This is a genomic window from Pectobacterium carotovorum (genome assembly GCF_033898505.1).
GTDB classification, from domain to species: domain Bacteria; phylum Pseudomonadota; class Gammaproteobacteria; order Enterobacterales; family Enterobacteriaceae; genus Pectobacterium; species Pectobacterium carotovorum_J.
This window is the reverse complement of the sequence record NZ_JAXAFK010000001.1, coordinates 256,771-272,251: the sequence shown is the minus strand read 5'-3', so window position 1 is coordinate 272,251 and position 15,481 is coordinate 256,771. Positions and strand designations below refer to the sequence as shown.

Here is a 15,481-nt window from a genome sequence, read left to right as displayed (position 1 = left end):
TTGGCCTAACAGGCATCCAAAAAAGAGTGTAAAAATGAAGGAGAGGTCAAAAACAGGTTATTTGGTCTGATATCTTTTCTCTCCGCACACCAATGCGATGCCGGAGAGGAAAGTTACAGAGCAAGGGAAATGTAGGAAAGAATCAGGATTCCAGACGTGCAGGAACAGACTCGAACAGGTAGCCGTCGAATGCCGGATCGTCTACATTCGAGATTTCCAGCAGCTTAATTTTTACGTTTTCCAGATGCTGCCACATTGCCTGACGCGCCATGTTCACATCGCGGCGAGACACGGCACGCAGGATCTGTTCATGATCGTCCAGCCACTGGCGCTGATAGCTGAAATCATCGGTATGGGAATGAATGCCCTGCCACATGGGGCTGCGTTTACGCGCCTGCCACACCTCATACACCATATTGGCTAAGACGCTGTTTTGGGTAGACTGCGCCAGCAGGCAATGGAATTGTTCATCAGCGCTTTCATCCACGCTGCCGTTTTCAAGCGATGTCCTTTCTTGTTCAATGGCCTGGCGCATTTTCACAATGTCGCTTTTGGTCGCCTGCATTGCGGCAAACGCGGCAACTTCGCCTTCCAGCAGTTGGCGCGCCTGCATCAGCTCGAAGGGACCATAGCCGCTGTCCACCACGCCATCTTTCCCCTGCGCGGTCGGCAATTGCATGACATAAACGCCAGAGCCTTTACGCACTTCGATCAGCTTTTCCAGTTCCAGCATGATCAGCGCTTCGCGCACTACGCTACGGCTGACGTTATAGGTTTCAGCAATATCACGCTCGGGAGGCAAGCGGTCGCCAATCTGATAGTTGCCCTTCAGAATTTCCGCGCGAAGATTGTCGCCAATCTGCTGATATAAACGCATACCGCCATCCCTTTATTCAACATCGGCCATCGCAATATTGGCCTGACCAAAAGACAGAAAAACGCCCAATTTGTCTGAAGTATAACATGAAGCCTCATAACGCCGCACGTTGAGCAATCTGCACGCGAAATAATTTCGGATATAGTGTTGTCGAAACGCCATTATCCCGTTAACGATCGGGTTGATATTGCCAACAGGCAAGGAGCATAAATGACAATAAACGTATTCCGGTTCGTTTCGTGGGCAATCGGGAAGCGGGTAATGGCCGGTTTATTCGCCCTTATCGGCGTCCTTTTTATCATGGGGTGCACAAGCACGCCGCGCGATATCACGCCATTAGGGCAAACGTCATTCGAGCGCTATCAGCAAGACACTGCTCGCTGGGTCGCACAGCACCGCACCTTCCAGACCACGGATAAACAGCTGGAATTACGCTGGAACACGCCCAGTGAAACCCGCCCCATCGGCCAGCCGCATAAGGCTATTTTACTGGTGCACGGACTGGGTGACTCACCCGGCTCATTCACCGATGTGACCCCGCAATTGGTCGAACAAGGGTTTCTGGTCAGAACCGTGTTGCTACCGGGGCATGGCACGCAACCGTCAGATCTATTGCACGTTACCGTCGATGACTGGCGCAAGGTCGTCGCCGAACAGGCCGCCATCCTTAGCAAAGAGGTCGATGAGGTCTATCTGGGCGGTTTTTCCACTGGCGGCAATCTGGTGCTGGAATACGCGTTACAGCACCCTGAAATTAAAGGGCTGGTGCTGTTCTCACCCGCGATTAAATCCAATGAAAAATACGACTTCATGGCCCCGATGCTGTCCGTCTTTACCGACTGGCTGATGCCACCTCGCCCCGGCTACCCACAGCAGTTGGCAACCCGCTATATGCGCGTGCCGACCAACGGCTTCGCCCAATATTATTATTCCAGCAGCGGTGTTCGCTCGCAGCTCGCCAAAAAGTCTTATGACAAGCCGGTGTTAATCGTGCTGGCGGAACATGATTCCGTCGTTGATACGACTTACATTGTCGACGCGTTCGATAAGCAGTTTACCAATCCACGCAGCCGCCTGATCTGGTATGGCGATCGCCCTGCTGGCGTACATTCCTCGCGCGTGTTGGTGCGGACAGGTTCGCTGCCTGAATGGCGCATCAGCCAGTTCTCGCACATGTCGCTCCTGTTTTCGCCAGAGAACAAGGAATACGGCAAAACTGGTGCAATCGTCATCTGTGCCAACGGACAACCCCAGAGCGACCTGACAACCTGTCAGGATCGCAGCACGCTGTGGTATTCCGACTGGGGATACGTGGAAAACGGCAAAACCCACGTGCGCCTGACCTTTAACCCCTATTTCGACTGGCAAAACCAGATCATGGCCAACGTACTGGACGCACAATAGCGCGAGCCCCCCTAAATAATTCGAGTTGCAGGAAGGCGGCAACCGCGCGAATCCCCAGGAGCTTACACCGGTAAGTGACTGGGGTGAGTAAGGGAAGCCAACGCATCTGCGGCTTGAAGTATGACGGGGGCTGTCATCATTTGGTCATCAAGGGCAGGTATTTTGACTTAAAGACAAATCCGCCCAAAGATTAACCATGATCGCCATGCCCGTTCCTTGCGCCCGACCGCTCCTCCGGGGTACACCGGTGGCGCGAGATCTTTGCATTCCCTTGCCGGACGTTTCTCCTAACACCGACAACGCCACTGTATTGCAGTTATTCAGTAAAAATAAAGAGTGGGTCAGCTTGCCTGTCGTTGAGGATGGACGCCCTTTCGGCCTAATCAACCGCCACATTTTTCTCTCGCAGATGTCGCGGCCTTTTTATCGCGAACTGTACGATAAAAAGAGCTGCATCGCGTTTATGGATAAAAACCCGCTGATTGTTGATGCGCTGGCGTCGTTAAACGACGTGGCCGATCAAACGGTGATCACCGGTGATAAGTCGCTGACGGACGGCTTTATGATCACCGAGAACGGGTGTTATATCGGTATCGGGCTGGGCATCGACCTGATTAAGGCCGTCTCCGATATGCACCTGCGCCAGCATCAACAGATTATGCAGAGCATCGAATATGCCAGCGTGATTCAGGCCGCGATGCTGACGACGTCAACGCAGGCGATGTCCCGCACGCTTGCAGACTGGTGTTTGGCCTGGGAACCGCGAGACTGTGTCGGCGGTGACTGCTATGCCTTTAAAACCTATCAGAACGGCTGGCTTGCCGCCGTCGCAGACTGTACCGGACACGGCGTACCCGGCGCATTTATGACGCTGATTTTCTCTTCCGCACTGGAACAGGCGCTGACGCAGCACGGTCCGATGCTGCCTGCACAGCTATTACAAGCGATCAACCGCCATATTAAAGATACGCTGGGGCAGCGTGACGAGACGCGCCAGCTTTCTGCCTCTAACGACGGCTGCGATGCCATGCTGATGTTTTGCGACATGACGCGCAATACGCTGACGTTTGCCGGCGCGAGGATGCCGGCCTTCATGCTGCAACGCCATACCGGGCAACTGACGCCACTCCAGTGCGATCGTATGGGGATCGGCTATACCGAAACGCCTTATGACTACCAGTGGTCGAGCTACGAATTACCGCTTCATGATAACGATATGTTTTTTACCACCACGGATGGATTGACGGATCAAATTGGCGGAGAACGCAGGATTATGTTTGGAAAACGCCGGCTACAGGAGCATCTCCAGCACTATCAACACCAGCCGATGCGTGACCTGGCTAACCAGCTCCTGTCGGCACACAAGATCTACCAGGGCGATCAGACCCGACGAGACGATTTAACATTTTGGGGCTTCCGACATTGTTCGACTTTTGTTTAACCAGGCAGGCAGAATGATGCCAAACATCAAATACACTGAATTTTTTTCGCCCTCGCACCAGCATGACATCACGCTGTATTATGTGGGCTATTTTTCACAAAACATCATCAGTTCACTGGCTGAAACCATGCGGCTACAGCTGGAGAAAAAGCAGCTTCCTGCGGGTATCCGTCGCCGACTGTTCTCAACCTTCGTCGAAATGGTGCAGAACATTACTCGCTATTCCGCCGCCCCGCTAACGGCGCTCGATCAGCCCGTCGAGGTTCGCCATGGCTCCGTTTGTCTGGGTTACGAAAATGGGAAATATTTCCTGCTGTGCGCCAACCCGGTACACCCCGACGATGTCGAGATGCTGCGGGGACGTCTTGAACCGCTGCGCGGTATGACACTTGATGAAATCCGACTCGCCTATAAGGCCTCTCTGCGCGATGAAACCCCGTCATCAAGCAAAGGTGCGGATATGGGGCTATTGACCGTCGCGCGTGATGCCAGTGAGCCACTCCAGTTTACGTTTCGGGCCGACGCATCAACGGGGCTATCTACGTTTTATCTGAAGGCAATCATTTGACATGAAAAATATAACGACCATAAGCAACCTCCATATTTCGGGGACATCCTGTACCCCGACCGTTGATTTTCACTTTGACACACACCGTCTTTATCTTTCCGGCGAGTCTTATCCTGAAAATGCCGCGGCGTTTTATCGCCCGCTGCTCACGGAGATTGAGGCGTATCTGCACACGCTGACGACCTACGCGGAAACGATGCCGCCGGATGAGGCACTGCCGAACATCGAAATTCACGTCTCCCTGATTTATTTCAACAGCTCCAGCACCAAGATGCTGTTCAGTTTATTCAACCTGCTTAATCAGGCTGCTGAACAGTCGCTATCGATTGCCCTGTATTGGTATTACGACAAAGACGACGACATTGCGGAAGAATTTGGTGAAGAACTGCACATTGACTTCCCTGCCCTGACCTTTCACAGCACGATTTTGAGTGATAACCATGAGCACAATTGAATTGTTTACACCGGAATACGACATTCTGCTCGCTGCGCGCAACATTGCTAACCAGCAGGAAAGGCCAGCCGAAGTCTATCGCGACACGCTGCTGGCGTTAACCGACCACTACCAGCGGCTGGTACGGGAATCGCACCGCCTGATTTCACGCAGCGATCGAGCGGAGAAGGAGCTGAACCGTTTGAACGCCCAGCTCAATCAACTGGCGGTCGAACTGGAGTACAAGGCCAGCCACGATCCGCTGACCAGCGTGTATAACCGTGGCGCGATCATTGAACGCATCAACCACGCGCTGGAACGCAATCAGGCGGCGCTCATCGTGCTGGATATCGATCACTTCAAGCAGGTGAACGACACCTACGGCCACCCTACCGGCGATGCCGTAATCTGCGATCTGGTATCACGCGTGCAACACGTGCTGAATACCACGAGCAGTATTGGCCGCGTTGGCGGTGAAGAGTTCACCATCCTGCTGGAAGGGCATACGCTGATGCAGGCTGTCTCGCTCGCCAGCCGCCTTCATCAGGATCTCAACAGAATGCCGCTCAGCGTACTGCCGCAACAGCGCGTTACCGCCAGCTTCGGCGTCAGTTGGGCACCGCAGAAAACCAGTTTCGATGCACTCTATGGCGCAGCGGATGCCGCACTCTATCAGGCCAAGGAAAAGGGAAGAAATAGAGTGGAATTTCAGTAAGTCGCGGGCTGGGCGATTGCCGTCGCCCTGACTCACGACCATAATAGTGGGTATCGGCTCCTCCGAGATAGATTCCCGCTATGCGATTCGATTTAACCGATCTCCGGCTGTTTCTCAATATTCAGAAAGCAGGCAGCATTACCGGCGGCGCAGCGGCGTCCAGCCTGACGGTACAGGCCGCCAGCGAACGCATCCGCGGCATGGAAGACGAACTTGGCGTACCGCTGCTGTTGCGGTCAAAGGCAGGCGTCTCACTCACCGACGCGGGATTTTCACTCGCACACCATGCCCACATCATCCTGCGCCAGGTAGAACATATGCGCAGCGAATTACATCAATACAGCAAGGGGCTGCGCGGCCATATTCCGCTACTGTGCAACTCTGCAGCGCTGAATGAATATTTACCCGCCCTGTTGGGTCGCTATCTGGTGGTCTGCCCGCAGATATCCGTATCGGTGAATGAAAAACTCAGCCGCGACATCGTCAATGCTATCCGCAATCAAACCGCCGATCTCGGCATTGTGGCCGACTCCGTACCGCTCGATGGACTGGAAACACGCCCATTCCGTCAGGACGAACTGGTGGTTGTGGTTCCCCGCGCCAGTATCTGGTCTGACGCACAGCAGCTCGCCTTTTCCACCCTTGCCGACGCCGAATTTATCGGGCTTAGCGAAGGCGCGGCACTACAGGAGCACATCGACGAGCACGCCAGAAGGCTGGGGAAACGCCTGAATTATCGCGTGCGTCTTGCCAGCTTCGATGCCGTTACGCAGGTGATTCACAGCGGTATCGGCATTGGCATTCTTCCACGCCATGCCGCACATCGCATGATGGAGCGACTGGACATCCGCACGATCCCACTGTCAGACGACTGGGCGACACGTAATCTGGTTGTCTGCGCCCGCCAGTTTTCCGCGCTGCCCGGCTATGTTCAGGATTTCGTGGCGTTTATTACGGCAGAGAACGTTGCTTAAAGCAGTCCGCGCACGGCCATGTATCCACCCAGTGCTATCAACCCGAGGAAGAAGCAGCGCCGGAAAACCTGCTCGCTAATCGCGTGGCGCAGGCGTTGTCCCATCATCATGCCCAGTAGCGCGGGGATCAGCGCCAGCATCGATTGCCAGAGATCGATGCCCTGTAGCCCGATTCCCTGCATTAGCTGTAGCGCCAGACCCAGCGTGGAGACGGTAAATGCCAGCCCCAGCGCCTGTACCAGATCGTTTTTATTGAGTCGCAGGCATTGCAGGTAAGGCACGGCGGGGATCACGAAGACGCCCGTTGCCGCCGTAATAGCCCCGGTGATGTAACCCACCAGCGGCGACAGCCAGACTTCATGACGGCCGGGCTGCGGCAAGGTGGTCGCCAGAATCCCCCACAGGCCGTAAACCACCAAAATGCCGCCGAGCGCCGCGCTCGTCCATGACGATGACGAGGTTAACGTCGGCAGGCCACTCCAGAGCGTCCCGATAATAATCCCGGCAAACAGCGTCCAGAACCGCTTAATCAGGCTAAGAAAGGCGGGGCCGCAGGCAAGCTGCCAGATGTTGGTCACCAGTGACGGGACAATCAACAGCCCCGCTGCGCTGGCAGCGGGCATCACCAGCGTTAACAAACCCATCGCGATTGTCGGTAACCCCAGGCCAATCACGCCTTTCACCATCCCAGCCAGCAGGAACACCACCATCATCGTCGTCATTCATCGCCTCGGTTTACAAAGCATATTTTTATAAAACAGTAAGATAGGAAAGAATAAAAAAACGCTACGAATGAATATTCCAACGATGCGACAAGGCTGTCTATGCGGATTGTATTGAGGGTGATTCAGGGAAAATTTGAGGCAAAGGGAGGATTAGGAAGAGTGAGATTTCGCATCGCATGCGATGCGGCGACTGCTCATGGGATTGTCGTTATCTGGCGTAAAAAATTATGCGGCGGTGGGCGTGACCGCCGAGTGAGCGACAGGACGTCGCGAAAGCCAGTGCCGCGTAGGGAACGCGTCACTGGCGGCTCGGTTAGCGGTCACGAACGCCGATGGCACCGCGCAGCGGCATAATTTATGCCAGAAGCCTGGGTTCGCAGGGCGGCGGCGACTGAGCGCCCTGCGTCGGGCGCGTATACGGTATAGCATATGAATAACAGCGTTATGGCGCACGAAACTGTCTCTGCGTCTGCATTGGAAATATGACGAAGAGACAGCCTGTAAAGGGAAAATCTTAGTAGCAGAGATTGCTGACAAAGTCCGAGAGCGGGAATAACGGATAGATCGTAAAGACGCTGTGAATACGTCCATGTACGCTCGGCTTGCGCAGATATGAATCTCATCCGTGAGATTCACCCTTTCAGGGCCGTCGCGAGCGACGTTCAAAAACGTTCCTGACGTTTTTGTCCCTGGCGCAAACGCTTTACTCTTCTATTCCGTTACTCCCGTTTTCATTCGGCAAATAGGTTTGTCAACGGTCTGAGCTTAGTAGCTCTGATTCTGGCGAGCGCGGCCTACGGCTTCGCCTAGCTGCCATACGGCCATCGCGTAGTGCGTGCTGTGGTTGTAACGCGTGATGGTGTAGAAGTTCGGCAAGCCGTACCAGTATTGGTACCCCGTACCGATATCCAGACGCAGCAGGCTGGCTTCACTGTATCCCGCCAGCGAATGCTGTGGCGTTAAGCCCGCAGCCTGTAGCTCAGTGAGCGAGTAGCGGGTATTAAAACCATTCGCCAGCAGCGGCGCCTGACCGTTTGCCTGCACCGCCACAGGCGCTCCTTTCACCCACCCGTGCGCTTTGAAATAATTGGCTACGCTGCCAATCGCATCTACCGGATCCCACAGGTTGGTATGCCCGTTGCCGTCGAAATCCACCGCGTAGTTCTTGAAGGATGATGGCATAAACTGCCCATACCCCATCGCCCCCGCATAAGAGCCGCGCAGACTGAGCGGGTCGTTGCCTTCTTTACGCGCCATTAGCAGGAAGGTTTCCAGCTCGCCCGAAAAGTAATCGGCACGTCGCGGGTAATCAAACGCCAGCGTTGCCAATGCATCGATGATGCGCGTTTTCCCCATCACTCTGCCCCAGCGAGTTTCAACACCAATAATGCCGACGATGATCTCAGGTGGAACGCCGTAAATGTTTTGGGCGCGCTGTAACGCATCCTGATATTGATTCCAGAACGCCACGCCGTTCTGGACGTTGTCTGGCGTAATAAACTGATTACGGTAACGATTCCAGGCACCGTTCGGACCTGAAGGCGGACGCGATGTCGGGGCTTGTTTATCCATCAGGCGAATGACCCAATCCAGGCTTTTCGCCTGAACCAGCACATCATGCAGCTGCTGGCGATTAAAACCGTGCTCCAGCACCATTTTATCGACAAACCGTGCAGTGGCCGGGTTAGTCGCAAAATCACCGCCTAACGGATGGACATTGTGTGCAGGTTCAAGCAGGAAACCGCCTTTAAAAGGATTACCTGAAGGCGCTTCTGCGGGGGGAGGAGCCGGCTGACTGCTACAGGCCGAGAGCAAAACAAGCAGAGGGAGAAAACGAACCAAATGACGCATCAGATATCCGTATAGCCAGGTAAGAAATCAATACCCGCTATGGTAAAGGATTGTCTGATGTGAAAAAACCAGCCAGAGGTGAAAAAGTGCAGCGCCGACCAGATAGCAGACCGGCGCACGCCATCACACCCGAATCAGTTTTTCTTCACAAACTCGGATTTCAGCTTCATCGGGCCGAAACCATCGATTTTACAATCAATATTGTGATCGCCTTCCACCAGACGAATACCCTTCACGCGGGTGCCGATTTTCAGCGGGGTCGAACTGCCTTTTACTTTCAGGTCTTTAATAACCGTTACCGTATCGCCGTCCGCCAGCAGATTGCCGTTAGCATCTCTGACCACTAAACCCTCATCCTGCGCCACCGCATCGTCTGCTGCGGACCACTCATTTCCACATTCCGGGCAGTTGAACATCTCGCCTTCTTGCCAGGTATATTCGGAACTGCATTTCGGACAATGAGGTAACTGTTGCATGATAAACTCCTGAAAAATTTACAATAAAAAAGTAATAAATATCATTAGGTAACTACCATATTTTCGATATTTTACCCTTTTATGCATATTTTTGATAGTGAAGCAGCGTTTATCCTGACTTTACTGCCTATCCGACACCGTTTCGCCCCTTGCCGCCAGAAACGCCATCAAGGTTTCTTGCGTTAGCGCTTTGGAATACAGCCAACCCTGCGCATAAGCAACGCCCAGACTTTTCAGATAGGCTTCCTGAACCGGGGTCTCAATCCCTTCAGCAACAATATGCAGATTAAGGCAGTGCGCCATGCTGACAATATGAGACAGCACAATATCGGTCGGCGAGTGATCATTAATATTCCCAACAAAGGACTTGTCGATTTTAAGCTTATTGGCTTTTACCCGCTCAAGATACGACAGCCCGGAATATCCGGTGCCAAAATCATCAATGGCGACATCAATGCCTTGTTGTTGATACAGCTCCACCATCGGTGCCGCTTTCTGGGGTTCGATCATGGAGGATTCGGTTAATTCGACATTAACATTGGCACCCTCGAGATCGTGCGCCGCAATATGTTCGACGAGATAATTGAAAACGGACATGTCTTCAAACTCCGCCGCTTCAAGATTGATGGAGACAAACATCGCAGGGTAACTTTTCTTCAGTATGCTGGCCGTTTGTAGCGCCTCATTAATGACGAAAAACGTTAACTCTTTCATTAGCCCAACCTGACGAATCATGGGAATAAAAGAGTCCGGCGTAATCAGGCGCCCGTCCGCCTGACGCCAGCGTATCAGCGCTTCACATCCCACGATCTGAGCGGTATCCAGTTTAATAATCGGCTGATAATGCAATTCAAATTCTTTTTGCCTCAGCGCCTGATTGAGAACATAGCGTGGGCTCTGAATTGCCAGTGATTTTCTGAAGATGATGGTGGACAGAATCAGGGAAAGCAGCAGAAGAACGGGCAACGCAGAGAAAAAAATCTTTAGGTAGAATGAGAGACTTATAGCGCGTTCTGCACTCACTACCAGAGCGAGATCGCTGTTTGATAGGGGTTTCTGAACATAGTATTTATCGCCAATATAAAATCTATCAGGGTTATTTCCCCCCGCAATTAAGCGAGAATAAACATCGCTACTCATCAAGTCTGACAGGATAACCCGCCCATCCCGCTTATTTTTCTCCAGCAATGCATACTGGATATTATAGCTATAGGAAGGAACATCCAGAAATGAACGTGGATTCAGAACCACAAGATGACGCGCTGCGCCAACATAAATCATCGTCTTATTTTTGTTCAGTGGGCTTTCAGTTTTGTACCAGATATCATAACGATTTTCATAGCGGAAATCGGGCGCAGGAAGAAACATGGTATTAATTTCGCTCAGCATCGAAGAACAGCGAGGCCGATTCCCATCAATATAAACCACGTCCTGAATATAATCATTGTCGTAAGCGATCTTACGCAGCAAACCCAGATGCGGATTATCGCAATAAGGTGGAATATGTTTTTCTAAAATATCGAGTGCGGACGTCGCCTGCAGAATTATTTTTCCGGCATGTTCAACCGTGACGTTAGAAAAATTATCGACTTCGCTTTCAAACTGTCTGAGCGCGAAAGTTGAATAAACCACAAGCACCAATGCAAAAAGCGAAGCCAGAATAAAAAGCAGGCTGGCGGACAATAAGAAAAAACTTTTCTTAAAATAGAGCGTTTGAAAATAGGCTAGCAGGCTTTTTTTCATAGGAGCGACGCGTCATCATAATGAGAAATTCAACATAGCACACAACCCTTCCCGACCATGTACCGATATCTCAAATAATTCTGATTTTAAGACCTCGATAACTGTCGGACTCTGCGCCTCCTCTCAGGTAAAGACGACCTCGCTATTTACTTTTCTATTTTCTTTCCCATTTACCTTAAAAAACAGCCAGTTGCTTTCTATTATTTTTTTCTGGCGATATCACCTTGTGATTTAATTGTAATGAGAACCATTATCATATTAACATAGCACCCTATTATTGACCGCCGATACGCTTTGCTATTTCTGACCATGATGTCTGACCACGCCACTCCCTCTGCTGAACTGACGCTCGAATCGCTCTATGGTTCGCATCACGGCTGGCTGAAGCGCTGGCTGACGAGCAAGCTCCACTCCTCTTTTGATGCCGATGATATTGCGCAGGATACCTTCCTGCGCGTGATGAACGGCGAATCGCTGACCGACATCCGCGATCCAAAATCCTTTCTGTGTACCGTAGCCAAACGCGTGATGGTCGATCTCTTTCGCCGCAATGCGCTGGAAAAAGCCTATCTCGACATGCTGGCGCAGTTGCCGGAGGCGCTTGCGCCCTCCCCGGAAAGCCAGCAACAGCAGCTTGAGACACTCCAGCAGGTGGATCTCATGCTCGATGGCCTGAGCCACAAAGCGCGGCAGGCGTTTTTGCTTTCCCAGCTTGACGGCATGGCCTACGCTGAGATCGCCACGCGGCTGAATGTGTCCGTCAGTTCAGTCAAAAAGTACGTTGCCAAGGCTACTGAGCATTGCCTGCTGTTTCGTCTGGAGCACGGTCTGTGAGTATTCCGCTGACCGATTCCCAGCGTCAGGCTCTGCGCTCCGCTTCGCACTGGTATGCGGTACTGAGCGGCGAACGCGTAAGCCCGCAGCAAACTGAGAAATGGCAACAGTGGTATGAGCAAAATCGGGATCACCAGTGGGCCTGGCTACAGGTAGAAAACCTGCGCAGTCAGATGAGCGTCGTGCCCGGCAACGTCGCCCACCGCGCCCTTCAGGATACCCAGCTTACTCGCCGCCGCGTGATGAAAGGCCTGCTGCTGCTGTTGGGCGTTGGCGGCGGATGGCAGCTTTGGCGTTCCGACACCGGAACGGGCCTGCGCGCCGATTACACCACGGCGAAAGGCACAATCCGCCAGCAGCGTCTGGAAGACGGGACGCTGCTCTCGCTTAACACAGAGAGCGCCGTCGATGTTCGCTTCGATCCGCAGCAGCGGCGTATTCACCTCTGGTATGGCGAAATCGCGATTACTACCGGACAAGACATCAGCAACCGTCCTTTTCACGTGCAGACGCGGCAGGGGCAACTGACTGCACTGGGCACCGAATTTACGGTTCGTCAGGAGGCAGACAGCACGGTGCTGAGCGTGCAACAACATGCGGTGAAAGTCGTACTGGCAGAGGATCCTGGCCAAGAGCGCATCGTGCGTCAGGGTGAAAGCCTGCGCTTCAGCGCGCGGGAGTTGGGTGAAACCCAATCCGCAGAGGAAGAAGACAGCAACTGGGCGCGGGGTATCCTCAGTTTCAGCAATAAACCGCTCGGCGAAGTGATGGCGACGCTATCGCGTTATCGTCACGGCGTGCTGCGCTGTAGCCCAGAGGTCGCGACGCTGCGCTTAAGCGGCACCTTCCCGTTAAAAAATACCGATACGGTGTTGCAGGTCATAGAGAAAACACTTCCGGTTAAAATTCAGTACATTACTCGCTACTGGGTCAACATCCTTCCCGCAAACTAAACGATAACGAAAAAAATTATCATTCTTGATTGTCCTTTTGCTCCCTCTCGTTCGACTTAGCTATAGAGAACAAAAATGATGATGGAGATGTTATGACGCTTTTACGCGCCTTTCGTAAAGCAACCCCTTTAGCCATGGCGATACAGCTCAGCCTGCTGTCGACAGTCGGTATCACGACAGGGATGGCTCACGCGGCAACTGCGCCCGCCACCGCACGCTACGATATTGCTGCTGGCGATTTAGACAAAGCACTCAACCACTATGCCGCCCGCAGCGGGATTACGCTGTCGGTCGATGCCAGCCTGACGCAGGGTAAACGCAGCAACGGGCTGCACGGCGACTACACCGTTGATGGCGGCCTGAAAGCCCTGCTTGCGGGTAGCGGTCTGCAACTGAAAGCGCTGGGCGATAACGCCTGGACGCTCGAACCGATCCCAGCGGCAGCGGAAGAAACGCTGACGGTCGTTGGCGACTGGCTGGGTGAAGCGCGTGAAAACGACGTCTTTGAACACGCGGGTGCCCGAGACGTCATCCGCCGTGAGGATTTCGCCAAAACCGGCGCCACCACCATGCGCGATGTCTTAAACCGTATGCCGGGCGTATATGCGCCGGAAAATAACGGCACGGGCAGCCACGATCTGGCTATGAACTTTGGTATTCGCGGCCTCAGCCCACGTCTCGCCAGCCGTTCCACCGTCCTGATGGACGGTATTCCGGTGCCGTTTGCCCCTTACGGTCAGCCGCAGCTGTCCCTTGCGCCCATCTCACTTGGCAATATGGACGCCATTGATGTCGTACGCGGCGGCGGTGCCGTGCGCTACGGGCCGCAGAGCGTCGGTGGGGTCGTGAACTTTGTCACCCGGGCGATCCCGAAAGAGTTTAGCATTAGCGCTGGCGTAGAAGGCCAACACAGCCCGACCTCTTCACAGCACAACCCGAAAGAAACCCACAACCTGCTCATTGGCGGCACGGCGGATAACGGTTTTGGTTCAGCGCTGCTCTATTCCAGCACGCGCGGCAGCGACTGGCGCGAGCACAGCGCGACGCGCATTGACGATGTGATGCTGAAAAGCCGCTACGCGCCAAACGAGGTGCACACGTTTAACAGCCTGCTGCAATATTACGATGGCAGCGCCGATATGCCGGGCGGCCTGTCCCGCGCCGATTACAGCGCTGACCGCTGGCAATCAACGCGCCCATACGATCGCTTCTGGGGGCGTCGTCAGCTTGCCAGTTTGGGCTATCAATATCAGCCGGATCAGCAGCATAAGTTCAATATTCAGGGCTTCTATACGCGCACGCTGCGCAGCGGCTATCTGGAACAGAATTCGATCATCACCCTGTCGCCACGCGAATATTGGGTACGCGGCATCGAACCCCGCTACAGCCAAAGCTTTACTCTCGGCTCCTCCGCGCATGAAGTGGGCGTCGGCTACCGTTATGTCAGTGAATCCACTCATGAGGTGCGTTACTTCACCAACACCGCCAGCAAGATGCTGCCAAGTGCCAGCAGCCCCATCGACCGAGAAACACGCGCGGGTACAGAAGCGCACGCCTGGTACATCGATGACCGTGTTGATATCGGCAACTGGACGATTACGCCGGGAATGCGCTTTGAGCACATCAAATCTCATCAGGACAACACGCTGAAAGGCACGGGCGAAGCGGTCAGCTACAACGCCCCGCTGCCCGCTTTGAACGTGCTCTACCACGTTAACGACAGTTGGAATCTTTATGCAAACACCGAAGGATCATTCGGTACCGTACAGTACAGCCGAATTGGCAAGGCTGCTCAAAGCGGCAAAGTGGAGCCAGAAAAAGCGCGCACCTGGGAAGTCGGTTCCCGCTACGACGACGGCGCGCTGACGGCAGAAATGGGCATCTTCCTGGTTAACTTTAATAACCAGTATGACTCCAATCAGACCAACAACACCGTTACCACGCGCGGGAAAACCCGCCATTCCGGGCTGGAAACACAGGCACGTTATCACCTCGCCGAGCTGTCACCCCGCTTAGACGCGGTGTCAGTTTATGCGCGCTATTCCTATGTGAATGCTGAAATTCGCGAAGCGGGCGACACCTACGGTAATCAGGTGCCCTTCTCTTCAAAACACCGGGGAGGATTCGGCGTCGATTACCAGCCGGGCAACTGGACGTTCAACCTGAACAGCGAGTTCCAGTCTAGCCAGTTCGCCGATAACGCCAACACCGTTGCTGAAAGCGCCGATGGCAGCGCCGGACGTATCCCCGGCTTTATGCTGTGGGGCGCACGTGCCGCCTACGACTTTGGCCCACGGTTCTCTGACCTCAATCTGGCCTTTGGTGTGAAAAACCTGTTCGACCACGATTACTACACGCGCTCGAACAGCGATGACAACAACAAAGGGATTTATGCCGGTCAGCCCCGCACCTTCTATATGCAGGGCTCGCTGAAATTCTGATCGCCACACACTCGCCGGGCATCTGCCCGGCATGACTAACAATCGT

At 53.7% G+C, this 15,481-nt stretch carries 14 protein-coding genes; 9 read left to right on the top strand and 5 right to left on the bottom strand.

All coding sequences use genetic code 11. From position 1 onward, the window contains the following. Window positions 1–142: 142 nt before the first annotated feature. The gene (locus tag R9X49_RS01180) at window positions 143–877 is read right to left on the bottom strand and encodes an FCD domain-containing protein (protein ID WP_319846890.1); all 735 of its coding nucleotides are present in this window, start codon (window positions 875–877) and stop codon (window positions 143–145) included. Window positions 878–1,087: 210 nt separating this feature from the next. Between R9X49_RS01180 and R9X49_RS01175 the strand changes: the two genes are divergently transcribed. From R9X49_RS01175 to R9X49_RS01150, 6 genes are all read left to right on the top strand, one after another. After that, window positions 1,088–2,281 carry an alpha/beta fold hydrolase gene (locus R9X49_RS01175; RefSeq protein WP_319846889.1) on the top strand — a complete coding sequence of 398 codons (1,194 nt, stop codon included), beginning with the start codon at window positions 1,088–1,090 and terminating at the stop codon, window positions 2,279–2,281. A 196-nt stretch (window positions 2,282–2,477) separates the two neighbouring features. Beyond that, window positions 2,478–3,722, top strand: a complete 1,245-nt coding sequence (locus R9X49_RS01170; protein ID WP_319846888.1) for a SpoIIE family protein phosphatase — start codon at window positions 2,478–2,480, stop codon at window positions 3,720–3,722. Window positions 3,723–3,735: 13 nt separating this feature from the next. Next, window positions 3,736–4,290, top strand: coding sequence for a SiaB family protein kinase (locus tag R9X49_RS01165; RefSeq protein WP_319846887.1), 555 nt, complete (start codon window positions 3,736–3,738; stop codon window positions 4,288–4,290). A 1-nt stretch (window position 4,291) separates the two neighbouring features. After that, a complete protein-coding gene (locus R9X49_RS01160; protein WP_319846886.1) occupies window positions 4,292–4,744 on the top strand; it encodes a DUF1987 domain-containing protein in 453 nt (150 codons plus the stop codon). After that, window positions 4,731–5,438 carry a GGDEF domain-containing protein gene (locus tag R9X49_RS01155; RefSeq protein WP_319846885.1) on the top strand — a complete coding sequence of 236 codons (708 nt, stop codon included), beginning with the start codon at window positions 4,731–4,733 and terminating at the stop codon, window positions 5,436–5,438. The genes R9X49_RS01160 and R9X49_RS01155 overlap by 14 nt, the downstream gene beginning before the upstream one ends. A gap of 80 nt (window positions 5,439–5,518) precedes the next feature. Beyond that, complete coding sequence (locus R9X49_RS01150) at window positions 5,519–6,412, top strand: LysR family transcriptional regulator (RefSeq protein ID WP_319846883.1); 894 nt, start codon at window positions 5,519–5,521, stop codon at window positions 6,410–6,412. Here the strand turns inward: R9X49_RS01150 and R9X49_RS01145 are convergent. The 4 genes from R9X49_RS01145 to R9X49_RS01130 all read right to left on the bottom strand — a co-directional run bounded on the left by R9X49_RS01145 (window position 6,409) and on the right by R9X49_RS01130 (window position 11,207). Further along, window positions 6,409–7,134, bottom strand: coding sequence for a sulfite exporter TauE/SafE family protein (locus tag R9X49_RS01145; protein WP_319846882.1), 726 nt, complete (start codon window positions 7,132–7,134; stop codon window positions 6,409–6,411). The genes R9X49_RS01150 and R9X49_RS01145 overlap by 4 nt on opposite strands. 768 nt (window positions 7,135–7,902) lie before the next feature. Beyond that, on the bottom strand, window positions 7,903–8,988 hold the full coding sequence (mltB, locus tag R9X49_RS01140) for a lytic murein transglycosylase B (protein WP_319846881.1): 1,086 nt from the start codon (window positions 8,986–8,988) through the stop codon (window positions 7,903–7,905). 134 nt (window positions 8,989–9,122) lie between these two features. Further along, entirely contained in the window at window positions 9,123–9,464 is a 342-nt protein-coding gene (locus tag R9X49_RS01135) for a zinc ribbon domain-containing protein YjdM (protein WP_319846880.1), read from the bottom strand. 120 nt (window positions 9,465–9,584) lie between these two features. Continuing rightward, complete coding sequence (locus R9X49_RS01130) at window positions 9,585–11,207, bottom strand: EAL domain-containing protein (protein WP_319846879.1); 1,623 nt, start codon at window positions 11,205–11,207, stop codon at window positions 9,585–9,587. A gap of 312 nt (window positions 11,208–11,519) precedes the next feature. On the opposite strand from R9X49_RS01130, the gene fecI reads away from it, so the two are divergent. From fecI to fecA, 3 genes are all read left to right on the top strand, one after another. Then, complete coding sequence (gene fecI, locus R9X49_RS01125) at window positions 11,520–12,041, top strand: ferric citrate uptake sigma factor FecI (protein ID WP_319848560.1); 522 nt, start codon at window positions 11,520–11,522, stop codon at window positions 12,039–12,041. Continuing rightward, window positions 12,038–12,994, top strand: coding sequence for a ferric citrate uptake sigma factor regulator FecR (gene fecR / locus R9X49_RS01120; RefSeq protein ID WP_319846878.1), 957 nt, complete (start codon window positions 12,038–12,040; stop codon window positions 12,992–12,994). Before fecI ends, fecR begins: the two co-directional genes overlap by 4 nt. Before the next feature lie 92 nt (window positions 12,995–13,086). Next, window positions 13,087–15,435 carry a TonB-dependent Fe(3+) dicitrate receptor FecA gene (gene fecA, locus R9X49_RS01115; RefSeq protein WP_319846877.1) on the top strand — a complete coding sequence of 783 codons (2,349 nt, stop codon included), beginning with the start codon at window positions 13,087–13,089 and terminating at the stop codon, window positions 15,433–15,435. Window positions 15,436–15,481 lie beyond the last annotated feature (46 nt).

Bases quoted from the DNA above. Each gene is read 5' to 3' on its own strand.
- fecA (WP_319846877.1), top strand. From the start codon at position 13,087: ATGACGCTTTTACGCGCCTTTCGTAAAGCAACCCCTTTAGCCATGGCG.
- R9X49_RS01135 (WP_319846880.1), bottom strand. From the start codon at position 9,464: ATGCAACAGTTACCTCATTGTCCGAAATGCAGTTCCGAATATACCTGG.
- R9X49_RS01170 (WP_319846888.1), top strand. From the start codon at position 2,478: ATGATCGCCATGCCCGTTCCTTGCGCCCGACCGCTCCTCCGGGGTACA.
- R9X49_RS01130 (WP_319846879.1), bottom strand. From the start codon at position 11,207: ATGAAAAAAAGCCTGCTAGCCTATTTTCAAACGCTCTATTTTAAGAAA.
- R9X49_RS01145 (WP_319846882.1), bottom strand. From the start codon at position 7,134: ATGACGACGATGATGGTGGTGTTCCTGCTGGCTGGGATGGTGAAAGGC.
- R9X49_RS01150 (WP_319846883.1), top strand. From the start codon at position 5,519: ATGCGATTCGATTTAACCGATCTCCGGCTGTTTCTCAATATTCAGAAA.
- R9X49_RS01155 (WP_319846885.1), top strand. From the start codon at position 4,731: ATGAGCACAATTGAATTGTTTACACCGGAATACGACATTCTGCTCGCT.
- R9X49_RS01180 (WP_319846890.1), bottom strand. From the start codon at position 877: ATGCGTTTATATCAGCAGATTGGCGACAATCTTCGCGCGGAAATTCTG.
- fecI (WP_319848560.1), top strand. From the start codon at position 11,520: ATGTCTGACCACGCCACTCCCTCTGCTGAACTGACGCTCGAATCGCTC.
- mltB (WP_319846881.1), bottom strand. From the start codon at position 8,988: ATGCGTCATTTGGTTCGTTTTCTCCCTCTGCTTGTTTTGCTCTCGGCC.
- R9X49_RS01160 (WP_319846886.1), top strand. From the start codon at position 4,292: ATGAAAAATATAACGACCATAAGCAACCTCCATATTTCGGGGACATCC.
- R9X49_RS01165 (WP_319846887.1), top strand. From the start codon at position 3,736: ATGATGCCAAACATCAAATACACTGAATTTTTTTCGCCCTCGCACCAG.
- R9X49_RS01175 (WP_319846889.1), top strand. From the start codon at position 1,088: ATGACAATAAACGTATTCCGGTTCGTTTCGTGGGCAATCGGGAAGCGG.